This is a genomic window from Streptomyces sp. NPDC002328 (genome assembly GCF_042890065.1).
Lineage (GTDB): Bacteria > Actinomycetota > Actinomycetes > Streptomycetales > Streptomycetaceae > Streptomyces.
Genome location: NZ_JBIARQ010000019.1, coordinates 133843 through 152744, shown reverse-complemented (window position 1 = coordinate 152744; position 18902 = coordinate 133843). Strand labels below are relative to the sequence as shown.

General features: G+C 71.7%; 17 protein-coding genes. 10 read left to right on the top strand and 7 right to left on the bottom strand.

Going from position 1 to position 18902, the window contains the following annotated elements; genetic code table 11:
- Positions 1-151: 151 nt before the first annotated feature.
- The 3 genes from ACFYX4_RS34050 to ACFYX4_RS34040 form a co-directional block, all read right to left on the bottom strand.
- Complete coding sequence (locus ACFYX4_RS34050; RefSeq protein ID WP_389341673.1) at positions 152-757, bottom strand: TetR family transcriptional regulator; 606 nt, start codon at positions 755-757, stop codon at positions 152-154.
- Positions 754-1578, bottom strand: coding sequence for a sugar phosphate isomerase/epimerase family protein (locus tag ACFYX4_RS34045; RefSeq protein ID WP_389341670.1), 825 nt, complete (start codon positions 1576-1578; stop codon positions 754-756). The genes ACFYX4_RS34050 and ACFYX4_RS34045 overlap by 4 nt, the downstream gene beginning before the upstream one ends.
- Before the next feature lie 168 nt (positions 1579-1746).
- Positions 1747-2679, bottom strand: a complete 933-nt coding sequence (locus ACFYX4_RS34040; protein WP_389341667.1) for a Ppx/GppA family phosphatase — start codon at positions 2677-2679, stop codon at positions 1747-1749.
- A 96-nt stretch (positions 2680-2775) separates the two neighbouring features.
- On the opposite strand from ACFYX4_RS34040, the gene ACFYX4_RS34035 reads away from it, so the two are divergent.
- Positions 2776-3681, top strand: a complete 906-nt coding sequence (locus tag ACFYX4_RS34035) for a hypothetical protein (protein ID WP_389341664.1) — start codon at positions 2776-2778, stop codon at positions 3679-3681.
- A 67-nt stretch (positions 3682-3748) separates the two neighbouring features.
- On the opposite strand, the gene ACFYX4_RS34030 is transcribed toward ACFYX4_RS34035, so the two are convergent.
- A complete protein-coding gene (locus ACFYX4_RS34030; protein WP_389341661.1) occupies positions 3749-5557 on the bottom strand; it encodes a hypothetical protein in 1809 nt (602 codons plus the stop codon).
- Between the two features lie 162 nt (positions 5558-5719).
- Between ACFYX4_RS34030 and radA the strand changes: the two genes are divergently transcribed.
- Together radA and disA are read left to right on the top strand one after the other, a co-directional pair.
- On the top strand, positions 5720-7129 hold the full coding sequence (gene radA / locus ACFYX4_RS34025) for a DNA repair protein RadA (protein WP_389341658.1): 1410 nt from the start codon (positions 5720-5722) through the stop codon (positions 7127-7129).
- Between the two features lie 81 nt (positions 7130-7210).
- Entirely contained in the window at positions 7211-8335 is a 1125-nt protein-coding gene (gene disA, locus ACFYX4_RS34020) for a DNA integrity scanning diadenylate cyclase DisA (RefSeq protein WP_389341654.1), read from the top strand.
- A 198-nt stretch (positions 8336-8533) separates the two neighbouring features.
- Here disA and ACFYX4_RS34015 read toward each other — a convergent pair whose 3' ends face one another.
- Positions 8534-9379: a hypothetical protein gene (locus ACFYX4_RS34015; RefSeq protein WP_389341652.1), complete on the bottom strand. Its 846-nt coding sequence runs from the start codon at positions 9377-9379 to the stop codon at positions 8534-8536.
- Between the two features lie 372 nt (positions 9380-9751).
- Here ACFYX4_RS34015 and ACFYX4_RS34010 point away from each other — a divergent pair, with 372 nt between their 5' ends.
- The 5 genes from ACFYX4_RS34010 to cseC all read left to right on the top strand — a co-directional run bounded on the left by ACFYX4_RS34010 (position 9752) and on the right by cseC (position 14449).
- The gene (locus tag ACFYX4_RS34010) at positions 9752-10717 is read left to right on the top strand and encodes an A/G-specific adenine glycosylase (RefSeq protein WP_389341649.1); all 966 of its coding nucleotides are present in this window, start codon (positions 9752-9754) and stop codon (positions 10715-10717) included.
- Between the two features lie 246 nt (positions 10718-10963).
- Positions 10964-11506, top strand: a complete 543-nt coding sequence (locus ACFYX4_RS34005; RefSeq protein ID WP_389341646.1) for a SigE family RNA polymerase sigma factor — start codon at positions 10964-10966, stop codon at positions 11504-11506.
- Positions 11491-12162: a hypothetical protein gene (locus ACFYX4_RS34000; protein WP_389341643.1), complete on the top strand. Its 672-nt coding sequence runs from the start codon at positions 11491-11493 to the stop codon at positions 12160-12162. The genes ACFYX4_RS34005 and ACFYX4_RS34000 overlap by 16 nt, the downstream gene beginning before the upstream one ends.
- Positions 12163-12389: 227 nt before the next feature.
- On the top strand, positions 12390-13091 hold the full coding sequence (gene cseB, locus ACFYX4_RS33995) for a two-component system response regulator CseB (RefSeq protein WP_389341640.1): 702 nt from the start codon (positions 12390-12392) through the stop codon (positions 13089-13091).
- Positions 13092-13111: 20 nt separating this feature from the next.
- Complete coding sequence (gene cseC / locus ACFYX4_RS33990; RefSeq protein WP_389341637.1) at positions 13112-14449, top strand: two-component system sensor histidine kinase CseC; 1338 nt, start codon at positions 13112-13114, stop codon at positions 14447-14449.
- Positions 14450-14572: 123 nt separating this feature from the next.
- On the opposite strand, the gene ACFYX4_RS33985 is transcribed toward cseC, so the two are convergent.
- Positions 14573-16228 carry an MDR family MFS transporter gene (locus tag ACFYX4_RS33985; RefSeq protein ID WP_389341634.1) on the bottom strand — a complete coding sequence of 552 codons (1656 nt, stop codon included), beginning with the start codon at positions 16226-16228 and terminating at the stop codon, positions 14573-14575.
- A 169-nt stretch (positions 16229-16397) separates the two neighbouring features.
- Here ACFYX4_RS33985 and ACFYX4_RS33980 point away from each other — a divergent pair, with 169 nt between their 5' ends.
- Positions 16398-16994, top strand: a complete 597-nt coding sequence (locus ACFYX4_RS33980; protein ID WP_389341631.1) for a TetR/AcrR family transcriptional regulator — start codon at positions 16398-16400, stop codon at positions 16992-16994.
- Between the two features lie 25 nt (positions 16995-17019).
- On the opposite strand, the gene ACFYX4_RS33975 is transcribed toward ACFYX4_RS33980, so the two are convergent.
- Positions 17020-17631, bottom strand: a complete 612-nt coding sequence (locus ACFYX4_RS33975; RefSeq protein ID WP_389341628.1) for a M23 family metallopeptidase — start codon at positions 17629-17631, stop codon at positions 17020-17022.
- Between the two features lie 518 nt (positions 17632-18149).
- On the opposite strand from ACFYX4_RS33975, the gene ACFYX4_RS33970 reads away from it, so the two are divergent.
- Positions 18150-18827, top strand: coding sequence for an HAD family acid phosphatase (locus ACFYX4_RS33970; RefSeq protein ID WP_389341623.1), 678 nt, complete (start codon positions 18150-18152; stop codon positions 18825-18827).
- Positions 18828-18902 lie beyond the last annotated feature (75 nt).

Genomic DNA, 18902 nt, shown 5'->3' with positions numbered 1-18902 from the left:
CAGACGGATAGGGCTGCTGACGAGCGTACGCCGGTCATCCAGGTGTCGGGACGATGTGTCCGGAATGCGGGATGCATGTCTCGCGGAGGCGCTCCGCCCGACCGGGCGCGGGACGCATCGGACGTCTCGGACGCCGCCGCGCGCGGGGCGGTCACGGTCCCGTGAGGTGCCCCTGCACGACCGGCGCAAGACGGGCGACGATCTGCTCGACGTCCGCCGACGCCAGCGGTTCCACCTTGATCACGTACCGCAGCATCGCCATCCCCACCAGCTGCGCGGCGGCCAGCTCGGCGCGCAGCTCGGCGTCCGGCAGGTCGAGCCGGTCGGCGACGCGGCGCAGCAGCTGGGAGGCGACGAGGCGGCGGAAGACGGCCGCCGCGGTCTCGTTGTTCACCGCCGAGCGGACGATCGCCAGCACGGGCGCGCGGGTCGCGGGGTTCTCCCAGATGCCCAGGATGAAGCGGGTCAGACGCTCGCCGACGCCGTCCATCGGGCCGTCGGCGATGGCGTCCGGCGCGCTGAGCGCGGGCGCGAAGGCGACCTCGATGGCCGCCGCGAAGACCTGCTCCTTGGTGCCGAAGTAGTGGTGGACGAGCGCCGAGTCGACGCCGGCGGCCTTGGCGATGCCCCGCACGGACGTCTTGTCGTAGCCCCGCTCGGAGAACTCCTCGCGGGCCGCGGTCAGGATGCGGTCGCGGGTGTCGGCGGACTCGGTGCGCGGGGGGCGCCCGCGGCGGCGCGCGCCGGTGTCGTTCACCAGCGGGGCACCTTCGGCGCGGACGCGAGGTGCAGCCGGGTGAAGGCCAGGGCCTCCGCGAGATCGGCCTCACGTTCGGCGCCGGACATGGCCCGCCGGGTGTTGACCTCGATGACGACATGGCCGTCGAAGCCGCTCAGCGCGAGCCGCTCCAGCAGTTCGGCGCAGGGCTGCGAGCCGCGGCCGGGCACGAGGTGCTCGTCCTTGGCCGAGCCGTTGCCGTCGGCGAGATGGACGTGTCCGAGGCGGTCGCCCATGCGGTCGAGCATCTGGATGGCGTCGGCGCGGGCCGTCGAGGCGTGGCTGAGGTCGATCGTGAAGTGCCGGTAGTCGTCCTTGGTGACGTCCCAGTCCGGTGCGTAGGCGAGCATCTCGCGGTCGCGGTAGCGCCAGGGGTACATGTTCTCGACGGCGAACCGTACGTCCGTCTCGTCGGCCATCCGCCAGATTCCGGTGACGAAGTCCCGCGCGTACTGGCGCTGCCAGCGGAAGGGCGGGTGGACGACGACGGTGCTGGCGCCGAGCTTCTCGGCCGCCGCGCGGGCCCGCTGCAACTTGACCCACGGGTCGGTCGACCACACCCGCTGCGTGATGAGCAGGCACGGGGCGTGCACGGCGAGGATGGGCACCTGGTGGTAGTCGCTGAGTCTGCGGAGCGCGTCGACGTCCTGGCTGACCGGGTCGTTCCAGACCATGACCTCGACACCGTCGTATCCGAGGCGCGCGGCGATCTCGAAGGCCGTCGCCGTCGACTCCGGATAGACCGAGGCCGTCGACAGGGCGACCTTCGCATCCGGGATGCGCACGACTGGCTCTGCCATGGGGGACAGATTACGGGGTGCGGTCGGGTGCGAGCCGTGCCACTGGGGGCCGTTGTGGCGTTCGCCACGGGCGGCGCGGCGGGCTCCGGTGGATTCGCGGTGAATCGCACGGGGACGCGCCGCGCGCGGGGACGCACGCTTCGCCCAAGGACACGCCTCGCTCGTCGGCTACGCCGACCCCATGTGGTCCAGGCGACGCAGGATGACGCCCTCCCGCAGCGCCCAGGGGCAGATCTCCAGGGTCTCCACGCCGAACAGGTCCATCGCGCCCTCGGCGACGAGCGCGCCGGCCAGCAGCTGGCCCGCGCGGCCCTCCGAGACGCCGGGCAGCTCAGAGCGCTGGGCGACGGTCATGCCGGCCAGGCGCGGCACCCACGCCTCCAGGGACTCCCGCTTGAGCTCGCGCTGCACGTACTGGCCGTCGGTGGAGCGGGCGGCGCCGGCGATGCGGGCGAGCTGCTTGAAGGTCTTCGACGTGGCGACGACGTGGTCGGGCGCGCCGAAGCGGCTGAACTCCCCGACCGTGCGGGCGATCTCCGCGCGCGCGTGCCGTCGCAGCGCCCTGACGTCCTCGGGGTCGGGCGGGTCGCCGGGCAGCCAGCCCGCCGTGAGCCGGCCCGCGCCCAGCGGGAGGGAGGCGGCCGCGTCGGGCTGCTCGTCGATGCCGTACGCGATCTCCAGCGAGCCGCCGCCGATGTCCAGGACGAGCAGCTTCCCGGACGACCAGCCGAACCAGCGGCGCGCGGCGAGGAAGGTGAGCCGGGCCTCCTCCGCGCCGGTGAGGACCTGGAGCTCCACGCCGGTCTCCTCCTGCACGCGCGCAAGGACGTCGTCAGCGTTGCTCGCCTCGCGCACGGCGGAGGTCGCGAACGGCAGCAGGTCCTCGACACCCTTGTCCTCGGCGGCCTGGAGGGCGTCCTGGATGACGTCGATCAGCTTGTCGACGCCCTCGGGCCCTATCGCCCCGCTGGCGTCGAGGAGTTGAGCCAGGCGCAAATCCGCCTTGTGCGAGTGCGCGGGCAGCGGGCAGGCGCCGGGGTGCGCGTCCACCACCAGCAGGTGCACCGTGTTCGATCCCACGTCGAGGACACCGAGTCTCATGGGGGGAAACGCTACTGCCAGGCCTGCCTCGCGCAGTCCCCGGTGCGCATCCTGAGACGGTGCCGCGGCGGGCCGCGGGCGACTTACCCTGGACGCGTGCCAAAGACGAAAAGCGCGAAGGACGAAAAGACCGACAAGGACGCCAAGGACACCAAGGCCGTCAAGGCGGGCGAATCGGCCAAGGGTTCTTCGCAGACGAAGTCATCGAAGAAGTCGCGCAAGGCCCGGCAGCAGTCGTCCCCCGTTCCGGTCGGGGACGAGAAGGGCCTCGACTTCGCGCGCGCGTGGGTGGAGTTCCCCGACCCCGCCGACGACGAGCAGGTCTTCCGCTGCGATCTGACCTGGCTGACCTCGCGCTGGAACTGCATCTTCGGCAGCGGCTGCCAGGGCATCCAGGCGGGCCGCGCGGACGACGGCTGCTGCACGCTGGGCGCCCACTTCTCCGACGAGGACGACGAGAAGCGCGTCGCCGGGCATGTGGCGCGGCTCACGCCGGACATCTGGCAGCACCACGACGAGGGCGCCCGGGACGGCTGGATCGCGGAGGACGAGGACGGCTCGCGTCAGACCCGCCCGTTCAACGGCTCGTGCATCTTCCAGAACCGTCCCGGCTTCGCGGGCGGCGCGGGCTGCTCGCTGCACATCCTGGCCCTGCGGGAGGGCCGTGAGCCGCTGGAGACCAAGCCGGACGTCTGCTGGCAGCTTCCGGTGCGGCGCACGTACGACTGGATCGACCGGCCCGACGACACGCGCGTGCTCCAGGTGTCGATCGGTGAGTACGACCGGCGCGGCTGGGGTCCGGGCGGTCACGACCTGCACTGGTGGTGCACGTCGGCGACCTCGGCGCACGGCGCGGGCGATCCGGTGTACGTGTCCTACCGGGCGGAACTGGTCGAGCTGATGGGCAAGGCCGGCTACGACCGTCTGGTCGAGCTGTGCGAGGAACGGCTCGCCTCGCAGCTTCCGCTGCTGGCGCCGCATCCGGCGGATCCCGGGGTCTGAGGCGCTCCGGAGGCGTTCGGAGGCGCTGCTGAAGCGCTGGTGAGGCTTGCTGGTAAGGCGCTGCGCCCTAGCCGCCGCCGTTTCCGCCTCCCTTCGCCCTGTCGCCGTCGCCGTCCCCGCCGTTGCCCGGCCCGCTGCCGCCGTCGCCGTTCCCGTTGCCGTTGCCATTTCCGTTGCCGCCGCCTTCGCCCTCTCCCGAGGGCGGTGTCGAGGTGCCCGGGTCGGGGGTGGACGGGCCGGGCGTGGGCTCGGGGGCGGCGGTGGTCGGCGGGTCGCTCGGAGTGGGGGCGGCGGAGGCCGAGGCCGTCAGGCTCGGGGCGGGGCCGTCCGTCGGGGGCCGGCCGGTGGGGCGGCCGGGCTCTGCGGGCGTGGGCGCGGTGCCGTAGCCGTCGATGGAGACGACGGCGCCGGCCGGGGCGACCGCCACGCGTGCGTGCCAGTGCCCGGAGGGCTCGCGCAGATGGTCGACGTACACCTTGACCGTCGTCGACTCGCCGGGCTCGATCACGCCCCGGGAGTGGCTCAGGTAGAGCCAGGAGGCCGTGGTGGCCGCGGACCAGCGGATCGGCTCGGGGGCGTCCGGGGCCGCGGTCAGGGTGATCAGGGTGGTGTCGCCGTCGTTGCCGGCCGTCACGGTGAGGCGGCCCGCTCCGTGCTTGCCGAGCCCGTTGACGCTGATGACCGCGACGGAGACGTCGGGATCGTCGCCCGCGGAGCGGCCGGAGCCGGGCCGGGTGCTGGCGTTCCCGGCGTTCTGGTAGCCGGCGGCCGCCTCTCCGTCGAGGCCGCCGGGCCCCTGCGCCTCGCTGGCGGTGGGAGTGCGTCCGTCGGCCCCCTCGGCGGTCGGCGTGCCCCGGTAGGCGGCCCAGAGGGCGAACACGGGCGCGGCGACGACGGTGGCGACGACGGTCGTGGTGACGGCACGCGCGCGAAGGCGGTCGCGGCGGGCGGCGCGGTCCTTGGGGTCCATCGGGAACCCCCGCCGGTCGAAGCGCGGCGCGGCGGCGCCCCGCGCGCGCGGGAGGCGGCCCGTGGCGGCGCGCAGGGCCGCGCGGGGCGCTTCCAGCACGGGCAGTTCGGCGGGGGTGACGACGCCGGCGCCGGGCCAGCGGCCGGGGACCGCGCGTTCGGCGGCGCGGCGGCAGCGCGGGCAGTCGTCGACGTGCCGGACGAGTTCGCGGCGCAGGGCGGCGCTCAGCACGAGCTGCTGGTCGCCGGCGAGGCGGTCCACCCCGGGGCAGCCGCCGGTCTCGACGACGGCGAGCGCCGCGCGGGTGCGCTCGACCTCGCAGGCGGCGGTCGCCAGCAGCTCGCGCGCGGCGGCGGGCTCCATGCCGAGGACGGCGGCGACCTCGTGGGCGGTGAGCCGGTGGCGCACGGCGAGCTCCAGCGCCTCGCGCTGCTCAGGCGTGGTGCCGGCCGCCTCGGGCCAGGCGAGCAGGGCGAGTTCACGCCGCCGCTCCTGCCGGAGCTCGTCCGGGACGGCCGGTTCGGCGGGCTGCGCACCGGGCTCGAGGTGGCCGCCGTGCCGTCCCGCCGCGTGCGTGCCCTGACGTTTCCGCCTGGCCTCGGCGAGCCCCCGCAGGCACGCCCAGCGGGCCAGCGCGTACAGCCACGCCCTGCGGTCGCCCGCGGCGTCCGGGACGCGCTGCCCGCGCCGCTCGGCGAGCGCGAGGACGTCCGCGAGCGCGGCGGTGGCCGCCTCGTGCTCGCACAGGACGGAGAGGCAGTAGGTGAACAGGCCGTCGAGGTACGGCTCGTAGCGGCCGGGCGGTCGCCGCGCCGGCGTACACGCCTCAGTGCGGTCGCGCGCCTCCCTGTGCGCCCGGTGTGCGCCGGTCGTGCGGGTCGGTGTCTCCGGACTGCTGCTCTTCACCCGTGCGACCGTAGGCGGCGTGGAACTGCCTCTTCTGCCCCCTTGAGTCCTTTTAATCCGTACGGGTGAAACGATCCCTCAAACGGGGTGGGGGTGGAAGGCGCATCCGGGGGTTGTCCACAGGCTCGGACCGTTGTCGGTCCCGGCGGTTACGGTTTCCCCATGGCTGCCCGTACGAAGACCACCAAGGACCGCCCGTCCTACCGCTGCACGGAATGCGGCTGGCAGACGGCCAAGTGGCTCGGCCGCTGCCCCGAATGCCAGGCCTGGGGCACGGTCGAGGAGTACGGCGCGCCCGCGGTCCGCACGACGACGCCGGGGCGCGTCACCACCTCCGCCGTGCCGATCGGCCAGGTCGACGTCCGCCAGGCCACCGCCCGCCCGACCGGCGTGGCCGAGCTGGACCGGGTGCTCGGCGGCGGGCTGGTCCCGGGCGCGGTCGTGCTGCTCGCCGGGGAGCCGGGCGTGGGCAAGTCGACGCTCCTGCTCGACGTGGCCGCCAAGTCGGCGAGCGACGAGCACCGCACGCTCTACGTCACGGGCGAGGAGTCCGCGAGCCAGGTCCGGCTGCGCGCCGACCGCATCGGCGCCATCGACGACCACCTCTACCTCGCCGCCGAGACGGATCTGGCGGCCGTCCTCGGCCACTTGGACGCCGTCAAGCCCTCGCTGCTGATCCTCGACTCGGTGCAGACGGTGGCCTCCCCGGAGATCGACGGAGCGCCCGGTGGCATGGCCCAGGTCCGCGAGGTGGCCGGCGCCCTCATCCGCGCCTCCAAGGAACGCGGCATGTCCACGCTGCTCGTGGGCCATGTCACCAAGGACGGCGCGATCGCGGGGCCGCGCCTGCTGGAGCACCTGGTGGACGTCGTCCTGCACTTCGAGGGCGACCGGCACGCGCGCCTGCGTCTCGTGCGCGGCGTCAAGAACCGCTACGGGGCGACCGACGAGGTGGGCTGCTTCGAACTGCACGACGAGGGCATCACGGGCCTTGCGGACCCCAGCGGACTTTTCCTGACCCGTCGTGACGAACCGGTCCCGGGCACCTGCCTGACGGTCACCCTGGAGGGGCGCCGTCCCCTGGTCGCCGAAGTGCAGGCGCTCACCGTCGACTCGCAGATCCCCTCCCCGCGCCGGACGACGTCCGGTCTGGAGACGTCCAGGGTGTCGATGATGCTCGCGGTCCTGGAGCAGCGGGGCCGGATCAGCGCCCTCGGCAAACGGGACATCTACTCCGCGACGGTCGGCGGGGTGAAGCTCTCCGAGCCCGCCGCGGACCTGGCGATCGCCCTCGCACTGGCCAGCGCCGCCAGCGACACCCCGCTGCCGAAGAACCTCGTCGCGATCGGCGAAGTGGGCCTCGCGGGCGAGGTCAGACGGGTCACGGGCGTTCAGCGCAGGCTCGCCGAGGCCCACCGTCTGGGCTTCACGCACGCGCTCGTGCCGGGCGATCCCGGCAGGGTCCCGGCGGGCATGAAGGTGCTGGAGGTCGCGGACATGGGAGACGCCCTGCGGGTGCTGCCGCGCTCGCGTCGACGAGACGCCCCACGGGAGGCGGAGGACCGCCGGTAGACTTTGCCCAGGTCTCGCCCGTCCGTACGAACCGAGTGCGTGAAACGGGAGCGCCTCAGAACCTGCGACCGGAGGAGTGCAGTGGCAGCCAACGACCGGGCGGCAGCTCCCGGAAAGTCCGGTGGGAGTTCCGGCGCCGAGGGCCTGATGCGCGCCGCGCTCAGCGCGGTGGCTCCCGGTACGGCCCTGCGCGACGGCCTCGAGCGGGTTCTGCGCGGCAACACCGGCGGGCTCATCGTGCTCGGCTCCGACAAGTCCGTCGAGACGATGTGCACGGGCGGCTTCGACCTGGACGTGGAGTTCTCGGCCACGCGGCTGCGCGAGCTGTGCAAGCTCGACGGCGGCATCGTCGTCTCCTCCGACCTGTCGAAGATCCTGCGCGCCGGCGTCCAGCTGGTGCCGGACCCGACGATCCCCACGGAGGAGACGGGCACCCGCCACCGCACCGCGGACCGGGTCTCCAAGCAGGTCGGGTTCCCCGTCGTCTCGGTCTCCCAGTCGATGCGCCTGATCGCCCTGTACGTCGACGGGCAGCGCCGCGTGCTGGAGGACTCCGCCGCGATCCTCTCCCGCGCGAACCAGGCCCTGGCGACCTTGGAGCGCTACAAGCTCCGCCTGGACGAGGTCGCGGGGACGCTGTCGGCGCTGGAGATCGAGGACCTGGTGACGGTCCGGGACGTCTCCGCGGTCGCGCAGCGGCTGGAGATGGTCCGCCGCATCGCCACCGAAATCGCCGAATACGTGGTCGAACTGGGCACGGACGGCCGTCTGCTCGCCCTCCAGCTCGACGAGTTGATCGCGGGCCTCGAACCCGAGCGCGAGCTGGTCGTCCGGGACTACGTCCCCGAGCCGACCGCCAAGCGCTCCCGCACGGTCGACGAGGCGCTGTCCGAGCTGGACGCGCTCAGCCACGCCGAGCTGCTCGAACTGTCCACGGTGGCCCGCGCGTTGGGCTACACCGGATCCCCCGAGGCCCTCGACACCGCGGTCTCCCCGCGCGGCTTCCGCCTCCTGGCCAAGGTGCCGCGCCTGCCCGGCGCCATCATCGACCGCCTGGTGGAACACTTCGGCGGCCTCCAGAAACTCCTGGCCGCCAGCGTCGACGATCTCCAGACGGTCGACGGAGTGGGCGAGGCAAGAGCACGCAGCGTCCGAGAGGGCCTGTCCCGACTGGCGGAATCCTCAATCCTGGAACGCTACGTCTGACCCCGTCCCAGCCTCCGCCTCAGCTGCGGGCAGTCGTGCCGCTGGGGCGATGGGGGTCCCCCCGCTCGAGCGAAGCCGAGAGTGGGGGAGGGTGGGCGCAGCGGCACCCCGCAACGCCGGGCCGCGCACCCACCCCCCAGCACCGACACCCGCACCGAGCGAACCCCGGCACCACAGACCAACCGCAGACGCTCGCGCTCAGTCCGCCTTCAGCACGAACGACGTCTGCACCTTCGCAAACCCCGGAACCTTCGCCTCCACCAGATACGTCCCGGCCCCCGCCACCCCGGCACCCGGCGTAGCACACGCCGGCGCACTCGGCTTCCGGTCCCACGTCACGGTGTAAGTGAACCCACCCCCACCGGTCACCCGGTACAACAGACTCCCCGCCCCCCTAGGACAGTCGTCCGAGGACCAGTAGTCGTCCGAGCCCCCCGCCTGCGTGATCGTCAACACCGCGCTCTTCGGCCCGAGATCGACCTTGCAGTCACTCCCGGAGGAGTTCTTCGCCGTCAACTGGAACGTAGGCGTCTGCCCCGGCGAGTACGTGTTGCGCACACTGCGCAGACTCAACGTCACGACACTCGCGGTGCAGTTGGGCAACGTGGTCCCCGCAGGCAGCGTCGTGGCCGAACTCCCGGCCCCCGCACCACCGTCGGCCCCGGCACCCGCGGACCCACCGCCCGCACCCGCACCCGAACCACCGGCACCCGCCCCGGAACCGCCCCCGGCCCCCGCGCTCGACCCGGAACCCGACCCGGATCCACCCGACCCACCGGACCCGGACCCCTCGTCCCCCGACTCATCACGCCCACCCGGGTTTTGACTGATCGCGGGCCCCGACCCCGACGGCCCCGGCGTGATGGAAGGCGCGGGATTCTTGCCGTTGGAACCGTCCGCTCCGTTGCCGCCGCCACCCCCGCCCGAGCTGACGATCCACGTGATCAGCAGCGCCAACAGGGCGACCACGGACAGCAGTACGACCCTCCGTCGCCAGTAGATGGAGGAGGGAAGCGGCCCGACCGGATTGCGCAGAGATCCCACGGCGCAAACTGTACGAGAGATCGCAGCGTTCCCCGGCCGTACCCGCCGCCCGGAGTACAACTTTTCCGGATCATCATCCCGGACACGACTGCTCCGCCCCCGACTTGCGCCCTCCACACCCCTCCACAGCCCCTCCGGTCGCACGACGTGACGACGACGGCGACCGTCCTCACCATCCGTGACCGCACGGCGGGAACCGCAAGCGCTTCGCATTCGCGCGGCTTGCACCTCTGGCCACGGCTGAGAGGAACACGACCGAGAGGAAGGAGCACAGGCACACCCGCGCCCCGCCCTCACCTCACTCCTCACCCCATGCCGCAGAGTGGCGGTACGCGCGTGTGCCCCTCTCCGCATGGCAGGATCGGTAGGGCCATGACTGCGCCCACCAAGCCCTCGAAGCCCCCGTACAGCAGCCCCGCCGACGCCGACACCGCCCCGGGCCCCCTCCTCGAAGAGCAGGTCTCCGGCGCCCACCTCCACGCCCCCGTGATCGACTGGTTCGACGACCACGCCCGCGACCTGCCCTGGCGGCGTCCCGAGGCCGGCGCGTGGGGCGTGATGGTCAGCGAGTTCATGCTCCAGCAGACGCCCGTCAACCGCGTCCTGCCGGTCTACGAGCAGTGGCTCGCCCGCTGGCCGCGCCCCGCCGACCTGGCCGCGGAAGCCCCCGGCGAGGCCGTACGCGCGTGGGGCAGGCTCGGCTACCCGCGCCGCGCCCTGCGGCTGCACGGCGCGGCGGCGGCCATAACGGAACGGCACGGCGGCGACGTGCCGTCGGACCACGCCCAGCTCCTCGCCCTGCCCGGCATCGGCGAGTACACGGCCGCGGCGGTCGCCTCCTTCGCGTACGGCCAGCGGCACGCCGTCCTCGACACCAACGTCCGCCGGGTCTTCGCGCGCGCGGTCACCGGCGTCCAGTACCCGCCGAACGCGACCACGGCCGCCGAGCGCAAGCTCGCCCGCGCGCTCCTCCCCGAGGAGGAGAGCACCGCCGCCCGCTGGGCCGCCGCCTCCATGGAGCTCGGGGCACTCCTGTGCACGGCCAGGAACGAGACGTGCCACCGCTGCCCGATCTCCGCCCAGTGCGCCTGGCGGCTCGCGGGCAAGCCGGAGCACACCGGGCCGCCCCGCCGCGGACAGACGTACGCCGGCACCGACCGGCAGGTCCGCGGGAAGCTGCTCGCCGTCCTGCGGGACGCGCACGCGCCGGTGCCGCAGGCCGCCCTGGACCGCGTGTGGCACGAGCCGGTGCAACGCGCGCGGGCGCTGGACGGCCTCGTCGCGGACGGCCTCGTGGAGCCGCTGCCGGGCGGTCAGTACCGCCTGCCGCTGACGTGACACAGCACGACTGACAAGCAAAACACCCCATACCCGCGCCAAGCGGCGCAGGTCTCTACCCCGAACTCACTTCCGTTACACAACCGACGGACAGCCGAGTGCTGGCCGCAGGCTGCCTCGGACAGTGCCGTGACAACAGCTCCGTAGCTTCTCTTCCGTGGCCGCAGCGGCACTCAGGCCACAGACCAAGAGCGGGAAACCGGCAGGCCACGGCCGACCGGAACGGGGACACGGAGGGTGTTGATCATGGCGCAGGCAGAGGTGCTCGAGTTCGAGGAGTACGTCCGCACCCGGCAGGACGCGCTGTTGCGCAGCGCCCGCCGGCTCGTCCCGGACCCGGTCGACGCACAGGACCTGCTCCAGACGGCACTGGCGCGGACGTACGGCCGCTGGGAGGGCATCGCGGACAAGCGTCTGGCCGACGCCTATCTGCGCCGGGTCATGATCAACACCCGGACCGAGTGGTGGCGGGCCCGCAAGCTGGAGGAGGTGCCCACCGAGCAGCTCCCGGACGCCTCCGTGGACGACTCCACCGAGCAGCACGCGGACCGCGCCCTGCTGATGGACGCGATGAAGGTGCTGGCTCCGAAGCAGCGCAGCGTCGTCGTGCTGCGACACTGGGAGCAGATGTCCACGGACGAGACCGCCGCCGCCCTCGGCATGTCGGCGGGAACGGTCAAGAGCACGCTGCACCGGGCGCTCGCCCGGCTCCGCGAGGAGCTGGAGGCCCGCGATCTGGACGCACGCGCGCTGGAGCGTGAGGAGCGGGAGCGTTGCGCGGCGGCCTGACCGAGGCCGGACCCCCACGGGTCCGGGGGATCTTCCAGGCGGCGATCACGGCGATGACCGTGATCGCCGCCCTCGGGCTTTTCGCCTCCGCGTGCGACACCGGAGGCACCGGCGCACGTGACGAGGGGCCGGCCCACGCCGACACCGCCCCGGGCGCGGTCGCCTCGACGGGCGCCTCCCCCGCCGCCGCTCCCACCGGCGCCCTCGACCGGGTGGAGGCGGTCCGGCTCGTGAAGGAGGACCCGGCGGTGTCGGCGGAGGTCAAGCGCGAGCTGAAGCCCTGCGTCGGCGAGGAGTACCCGGTCGACGTGTCGTACGGCGACCTCACCGGCGGCACGGACAGCGACATCGTGGTCAACGTCCTGACGTGCAGCGACGTCGTCGGCGTCGGCTCGTACGTGTACCGCAGGACGGACGGCCGCTACACGAACGTGTTCAAGGCCGAGGAGCCCCCGGTCTACGCGGAGATGGACCGGGGCGACCTGGTCGTGACCAAGCAGGTGTACGAGAAGGGCGACCCGGTCTCCAGCCCCTCGGGCGAGAACGTGATCACCTACCGCTGGGTCTCGGGCCGGTTCGTCAAGGAGTACAGCTGGCACAACGACTACAGCAGCGTCGTGGGCGACGAGGCGACACCGACGCCGGCCGGCGGCTGAAGGCCGGGGCCGGCGGTCGGCGGTCGGCGGAGGAAGGTCGCGGGAGAAAATCTCTCGTCGTGTGAACCGATCGGGCCGCCCGGACCGATGAACGAGTGAACGCAGCACGCGCTCCGGGCGTCCACTCTAGGGACGCTCCGACAGCGAACCGACAGATTCACGCCCAAGAGCCGTACGACCGACAGCTGTACGACCGACCGATACACACGAGGACTGAGAGCACCGGGATGGCAGACCAGACCCACGTCCTGTTCGTCGAGGACGACGACGTCATCCGCGAGGCCACCCAGCTCGCCCTGGAGCGGGACGGCTTCGTGGTCACCGCGATGCCCGACGGCCTGTCCGGCCTGGAGGCGTTCCGGGCCGACCGCCCCGACATCGCGCTGCTGGACGTGATGGTGCCCGGTCTGGACGGCGTGAGCCTGTGCCGGCGCATCCGCGACGAGTCCACCGTGCCGGTGATCATGCTCTCCGCGCGCGCCGACTCCATCGACGTCGTCCTCGGTCTGGAGGCCGGCGCGGACGACTACGTGACCAAGCCGTTCGACGGCGCCGTCCTGGTCGCCCGCATCCGGGCCGTGCTGCGCCGCTTCGGACACGCGGGCGGCGGCGACCGGTCCGACCAGGACGCCTCGGCGGTCGGGGGCGTGCTGAGCTTCGGGGATCTGGAGGTCGACACCGAGGGGATGGAGGTGCGGCGGGCCGGCAGTCCGGTGGCCCTCACCCCGACCGAGATGCGCCTGCTGCTGGAGTTCTCCGCCGCGCCGGGCACGGTGCTGTCGCGGGACAGACTGCTGGAGCGCGTCTGGGACTACGGCTGGGGCGGTGACACCCGGGTCGTCGACGTCCATGTGCAGCGACTGCGGACCAAGATCGGACAGGACCGCATCGAGACGGTCCGCGGCTTCGGCTACAAGCTGAAGGCCTGAGCGGAACGGGGTATCGGGGGATGTTGCGGCACCTGGTTCCGGCCCGCGTGGAGCGCGCGGGCATCCGCACCGGCCTGCGGTGGAAGCTGAGCGCGGCCATCGCGCTGGTGGGCGCGCTGGTGGCGGTCGCGCTCAGCCTCGTCGTCCACAACGCGGCCCGTGTGTCCATGCTGGACAACGCGCGCGACCTCGCGGACGAGCGCGTGCAGATCGCCCAGCGCAACTACGAGCTGTCGGGGCGCACCAACTTCCCCAACATCAAGATCGACGACCCGCGGCTGCCGCCGGAGCTGCGGAAGAAGGTCGAGGAAGGCCGCAGGGCGACGTTCGTCTCCGACCGCGCGGGCGGCGTGCCGGACATCTGGGCGGCCGTGCCGGTGAAGAAGGGGCAGCATGTGCTCTCCCTGCACACCGGGTTCACCGACCGCAGCACGGACATCCTCAACGATCTCGACCAGGCCCTGGTGATCGGCTCCATCGCGGTCGTCTTCGGCGGCAGCGCGCTCGGCGTGCTCATCGGCGGGCAATTGTCCCGGCGGCTGCGCAAGGCGGCGGCAGCGGCGAACCAGGTCGCCAAGGGCGAGGCGGACGTCCGGGTGCGGGACGCGATCGGCGGGGTCGTCCGGGACGAGACCGACGACCTGGCCAGCGCGGTGGACGCCATGGCGGACGCGCTTCAGCAGCGGCTGGAGGCGGAGCGCAGAGTCACCGCCGACATCGCGCACGAGCTGCGCACCCCGGTGACGGGGCTGCTGACGGCCGCCGAACTGCTGCCGCCCGGCCGGCCCACCGAGCTGGTCCTGGACCGGGCGAAGGCGATGCGCACCCTGGTGGAGGACGTGCTGGAGGTTGCCCGGCTGGACGGCGCGTCGGAGCGGGCCGAGCTTCAGGACATCCTGCTGGGCGAGTTCATCACCCGGCGCGTCGCGGCCAAGGACCCGGAGGCCGAGGTGCGCGTGGTCCACGAGTCGATGGTCACCACGGATCCCCGGCGGCTGGAACGGGTGCTGTTCAACCTGCTCGCCAACGCGGCCCGGCACGGCAAGCCGCCGATCCAGGTCACCGTCGAGGGCCGGGTGATCCGGGTCCGCGACCACGGCCCCGGCTTCCCCGAGAACCTGCTCGCCGACGGCCCCAGCCGCTTCCGCACCGGCAGCAGCGACCGCGCGGGCCGCGGCCACGGCCTGGGGCTGACGATCGCCGCCGGCCAGGCCCGGGTCCTGGGCGCCCGGCTCACCTTCCGCAACGTCCAGCCGGCGGGCGCACCCGCGCACATACCCGCCGAGGGCGCGGTGGCGGTCCTGTGGCTGCCCGAACACGCCCCGACGAACACCGGAAGCTACCCGATGCTGCCCTGAGCCGAACCGGGGTCGCTGACCCCAGCGGGGGGCGGCACCGCTCCTCCGCCGCACGCACGGAGAGGCGGCACCGCGTCTCGATGTGCCTCGATGCGCGGTGCCGCCTCTCTCGTCCGCCCTGGGTCAGACGGACTCCGTCAGTGGGGTCTTGGACGGGGCCGGCCCGTCCGCACCGGCGCCGGGGGCCGCGGCGGCGTCGTCCGTGGGGTCGTTCTGGCTGTCCGGGCTGGGGAGGGCGCCTCGCAGGGGGACCTCCTTGACGAACACCGCGGCGGCCAGGGCGATCACGGCCACCGCCGCGCCGAGGAGGAACGCCGCGTGCGTGCCGTCGGACACCGCGTACTGGTACGCCTCCCGGGCCGCCTCCGGCAGCTTGGCGAGGCCGGCGGCGTCCAGCTGGGCGGACTGCTCGGTGACCTTCGAGCCCAGCGCGCCCGCCCGCTCGGACATGACCTCCTGGACGCGGCTGTTGAACAGCGCGCCCATGATCGCGACACCGAAGGAGGAACCGAGGGTGCGGAAGAGAGTGGTGGACGAGGACGCGACGCCCATGTCCTTCATCTCCACGCTGTTCTGCGCGACCAGCATGGTGATCTGCATCAGACAGCCCATGCCGAGTCCGGTGACGGCCATGAACACGCCGGACGTGAACCGCGACGTCCCGGTGTCCATCGTCGACAGCAGGTAGAGGCCGACGATCAGCAGCGCGCTGCCGACGATCGGGAAGACCTTGTAGCGTCCGCTGCTGGTGGTGATCCGGCCCGCGACCATCGAGGTGACGAGCATCGCGCCGAGCATCGGCAGGAGCAGCAGCCCGGAGTTGGTCGCGGACGCGCCCTGCACGGACTGCTGGTACAGCGGCAGGAAGAGCGTCGCGCCGAACATCACGAAGCCGGCGATGAAACCGATCAGCGACATCAGCGTGAAGTTGCGGCTGCGGAAGATGTGCAGCGGCACGATCGGCTCCGTGGCCCTGTTCTGCCAGAACACGAACCCGACGAGCGCGGCGACGCCGATCCCGGTCAGCTCCATGATCCGCGCGGAGGTCCAGGCGTACTCCGTGCCGCCCCAGGTGGTGACGAGCACGATGGCGGTGATGCCGACGGTCAGCAGCGCGGCGCCCAGATAGTCGATGCGCGCGTCGGACCGCTTCCTCGGCAGGTGCAGGATGACGCTGATGAGGCCGAGGGCCACCACGCCGAGCGGCAGGTTGATGTAGAAGGCCCAGCGCCAGCCCCAGTGGTCGGTGATGGAGCCGCCGACGAGCGGTCCGCCGATCATGGCGATGGCCATGACGCCGGCCATCATGCCCTGGTACCGGCCGCGCTCCCGCGGCGGAACCAGATCGCCGATGATCGCCATGACGCCGACCATCAGACCGCCGGCGCCCAGGCCCTGCACGGCGCGGAAGGCGATCAACTGGCCCATGTCCTGGGCCATGCCGCTGAGCGCGGACCCGATCAGGAAGATCACGATCGAGATCATGAAGGCGCCCTTGCGCCCGTACATGTCGCCGAGCTTGCCCCAGATCGGGGTGGAGGCCGCGGTAGCCAGGGTGTAGGCCGTGACCACCCAGGACAGGTGTTCCAGACCGCCGAGCTCGCCCACGATCGTCGGCATCGCCGTGCCCACGATCATGTTGTCGAGCATGGCGAGCATCATCGTGATCATCAGCGCGAGGATCACGACCCGCACGCTCTTCGCCTGTTCCTCCTCCGTGCCGACGCCCCGTGTGTCGGGTGTGCCGGTGTCCCGCTCAGCGCTGTGTGTGTCCGCCATCGTTTCCACTCCCCCAGGGCCGCCTACTTACTTGCCGCCCGGCTAGTTCACTACACTGGGAAAGTAGACCTGGAACTAGCCGGGCGTCAAGTAAGTTCTAGCCGGTCGGCAAGTAAGTTTTCCTTACCGACAGCGGGCGGATTTTCGCGGCGACGCGAGGAGTACGAGGATGGACGTCACCATGGACGGCACCAAGCAGCAGCGCCGCGGCAACACCCGCCAGCGCATCCAGGACGTCGCGCTCGAACTCTTCGCCGAGCAGGGCTACGAGAAGACCTCGCTCCGTGAGATCGCCGAGCGGCTCCACGTCACCAAGGCGGCCCTGTACTACCACTTCAAGACCAAGGAAGAGATCATCGTCAGCATCTTCACGGATCTGACGAAGCCGATCGAGGACCTGATCGAGTGGGGCCGGGAGCAGCCGCACACCCTGGAGACCAAGCACGAGCTGGTGCGGCGCTACAGCCGGGCCCTCACCGAGGCCGCCCCGCTCTTCCGCTTCATGCAGGAGAACCAGGCGACGGTGCGGGAGCTCCAGATCGGCGACTCCTTCAAGGACCGCATGCGGAGCCTGCGCGACATCATCGTCGACCCGGACGCCCCCCTCACCGAACAGGTCCGCTGCGTCAGCGCGATCTTCACCCTGCACGCCGGCATGTTCTTCCTCCAGGACCTCGAAGGCGACCCCGAGGACAAGCGCGAAGCTGTCCTGGAGGTCGCCGTCGATCTGGTCACCCAGGCCCATCAGGGCACGCGGCCGTCCTAGCGACGGCCGCCGGGCACGTCCGTCCTCAGACGGTCACGCCCTTGCCGCGCAGGAACTTCACCGGGTCGATAGCCGAACCGTAGTTGGCGGTCGTGCGGATCTCGAAGTGCAGGTGCGGACCGCTGGAGTTGCCGGTGTTGCCGGACAGGGCGATGCGCTGACCGGTCTTGACGATCTGGCCTATCTTCACGTCGACCTGCGAGAGGTGGGCGTACTGCGAGTAGACGCCGTTGGCGTGCCTGATCACGACGGCGTTGCCGTAGGCCGGACCGTCGCCGGCGCCGTTGCCGCCGGCCTTGACGACGGTGCCGCCGTGGGACGCGACGACCTTGGTGCCGTTCGGCACGGCGAAGTCCTGACCACTGTGGGTGGACTGCCACATGCCGCCGTTCTGGGCGAAGCTCGCGGACAGCCGGTACTTCTTCACCGGGTCGACCCAGGAGGCGGCCTTCTTGGCGGCGGCCGCGGCGGGCTTCGCGGCGGGCTTCGCGGCGACGGCCTGGGCGGCCGCGGGCTGCGCGGCGGACGCCACTCCGGCCCCCAGCACGACCGAGGCGCCGAGGGCGGCGGCCCCGACGGCCGCACGGGAGCGGAGCAGGGACGTACGGGAGGAACGGAACGTGACGCGCTGGAACATGGAAAACCTCATGGGTCCGGGGTCAGAGAAAACCACCCGACGCACGGACGTCCGCCGGATGGCCATCCCTTGGTAACCCCCGGATCCATCTCGCCTCAAATGTGTGACCTACGGCGATAGCTAGTACTAAGACGGCTATCTGCATACTTCTTGACAGTTGGGCTTTTAGTCCGTTTTCCTGCCAAGCCGCACCCCTGGCCCGCAGTTCACCTCACACGGTGAACTTTATGTCCGTTTTGCCGGAATTGCCGCCACCACTATTCCATCTAGTAACGGACATTTCGCCTGTGCGGCATGTCACCGGCGGCCCCCCGGAAGGCACTTAGGAATGTGACGGGGGCTACTCCCCTGCATTCACGAGGCCTTGTGACCCGTATCACCTTCATATGCATACGGCTGTGAGCGGTTTCTCATTACCGGCTACCGTCCGGTAACCCGCTGGTTCCCCTCAAGCCATCCCCACCGATGAGCATGCCCACGACACCCGCAGCACATGGACGTGAGAGGACCCCCACACCATGAACAGAGGTACCTGGACGCGCCGTATCGCCATGACGGCCGTGGCCACGGCCACCGTCACCGCGATGGCCGTTCCGGCCGGCGCCCAGGCCGCGACGGCCGCCGGAGTCTCCACCGGCGCCTCCGCCGTCGTCACGACAGCCGCCGCCACGACGACGGCCGCGTCCGCGACGGCTGCCGCGGACGTCGACTACGCCACCTGGCAGGCGGACTGCCAGGGCGTGATGAACCAGGCCCTGCCGTACCTCAAGCAGCGCATCGCCGCCGCGAAGCCGGGCGAGAAGCAGGCGCTCGTCCTGGACATCGACAACACCACGCTGGAGACCGACTTCGGCTTCAGCTACCCCCAGCCGGCCAACAAGCCGGTCCTCGACATCGCCAAGTACGCGCAGGAGCGCGGCGTCTCGCTGTTCTTCGTCACCGCCCGGCCGGGCATCATCGCCGGCTTCACCGACTACAACCTCAAGCGCGTCGGTTACAAGGTCTCCGGCCTCTATGTGCGCGGCCTGCTCGACCTGTTCAAGGACGTCGGCGCCTACAAGACCGCTCAGCGCGTCGACATCGAGAACAAGGGCTACACGATCATCGCGAACATCGGCAACAGCTCCACCGACCTGTCGGGCGGCCACGCCGAGAAGACCTACAAGCTGCCGGACTACGACGGGCAGCTGTCGTAACCCAAGGCAGGACCGGACACAGGCATGCGAAAGGGGCCGGTGCTCGAAAGCACCGGCCCCTTTCTCGCGCTCAGT

What these genes read in the sequence shown, in the direction of transcription:
- ACFYX4_RS33980 (WP_389341631.1), top strand. Translation starts at nt 16,398, where the DNA reads ATGGACGTCACCATGGACGGCACCAAGCAGCAGCGCCGCGGCAACACC.
- ACFYX4_RS33975 (WP_389341628.1), bottom strand. Translation starts at nt 17,631, where the DNA reads ATGTTCCAGCGCGTCACGTTCCGTTCCTCCCGTACGTCCCTGCTCCGC.
- cseC (WP_389341637.1), top strand. Translation starts at nt 13,112, where the DNA reads ATGTTGCGGCACCTGGTTCCGGCCCGCGTGGAGCGCGCGGGCATCCGC.
- radA (WP_389341658.1), top strand. Translation starts at nt 5,720, where the DNA reads ATGGCTGCCCGTACGAAGACCACCAAGGACCGCCCGTCCTACCGCTGC.
- ACFYX4_RS34005 (WP_389341646.1), top strand. Translation starts at nt 10,964, where the DNA reads ATGGCGCAGGCAGAGGTGCTCGAGTTCGAGGAGTACGTCCGCACCCGG.
- cseB (WP_389341640.1), top strand. Translation starts at nt 12,390, where the DNA reads ATGGCAGACCAGACCCACGTCCTGTTCGTCGAGGACGACGACGTCATC.
- ACFYX4_RS33970 (WP_389341623.1), top strand. Translation starts at nt 18,150, where the DNA reads ATGAACAGAGGTACCTGGACGCGCCGTATCGCCATGACGGCCGTGGCC.
- ACFYX4_RS33985 (WP_389341634.1), bottom strand. Translation starts at nt 16,228, where the DNA reads ATGGCGGACACACACAGCGCTGAGCGGGACACCGGCACACCCGACACA.
- ACFYX4_RS34010 (WP_389341649.1), top strand. Translation starts at nt 9,752, where the DNA reads ATGACTGCGCCCACCAAGCCCTCGAAGCCCCCGTACAGCAGCCCCGCC.
- ACFYX4_RS34040 (WP_389341667.1), bottom strand. Translation starts at nt 2,679, where the DNA reads ATGAGACTCGGTGTCCTCGACGTGGGATCGAACACGGTGCACCTGCTG.
- ACFYX4_RS34045 (WP_389341670.1), bottom strand. Translation starts at nt 1,578, where the DNA reads ATGGCAGAGCCAGTCGTGCGCATCCCGGATGCGAAGGTCGCCCTGTCG.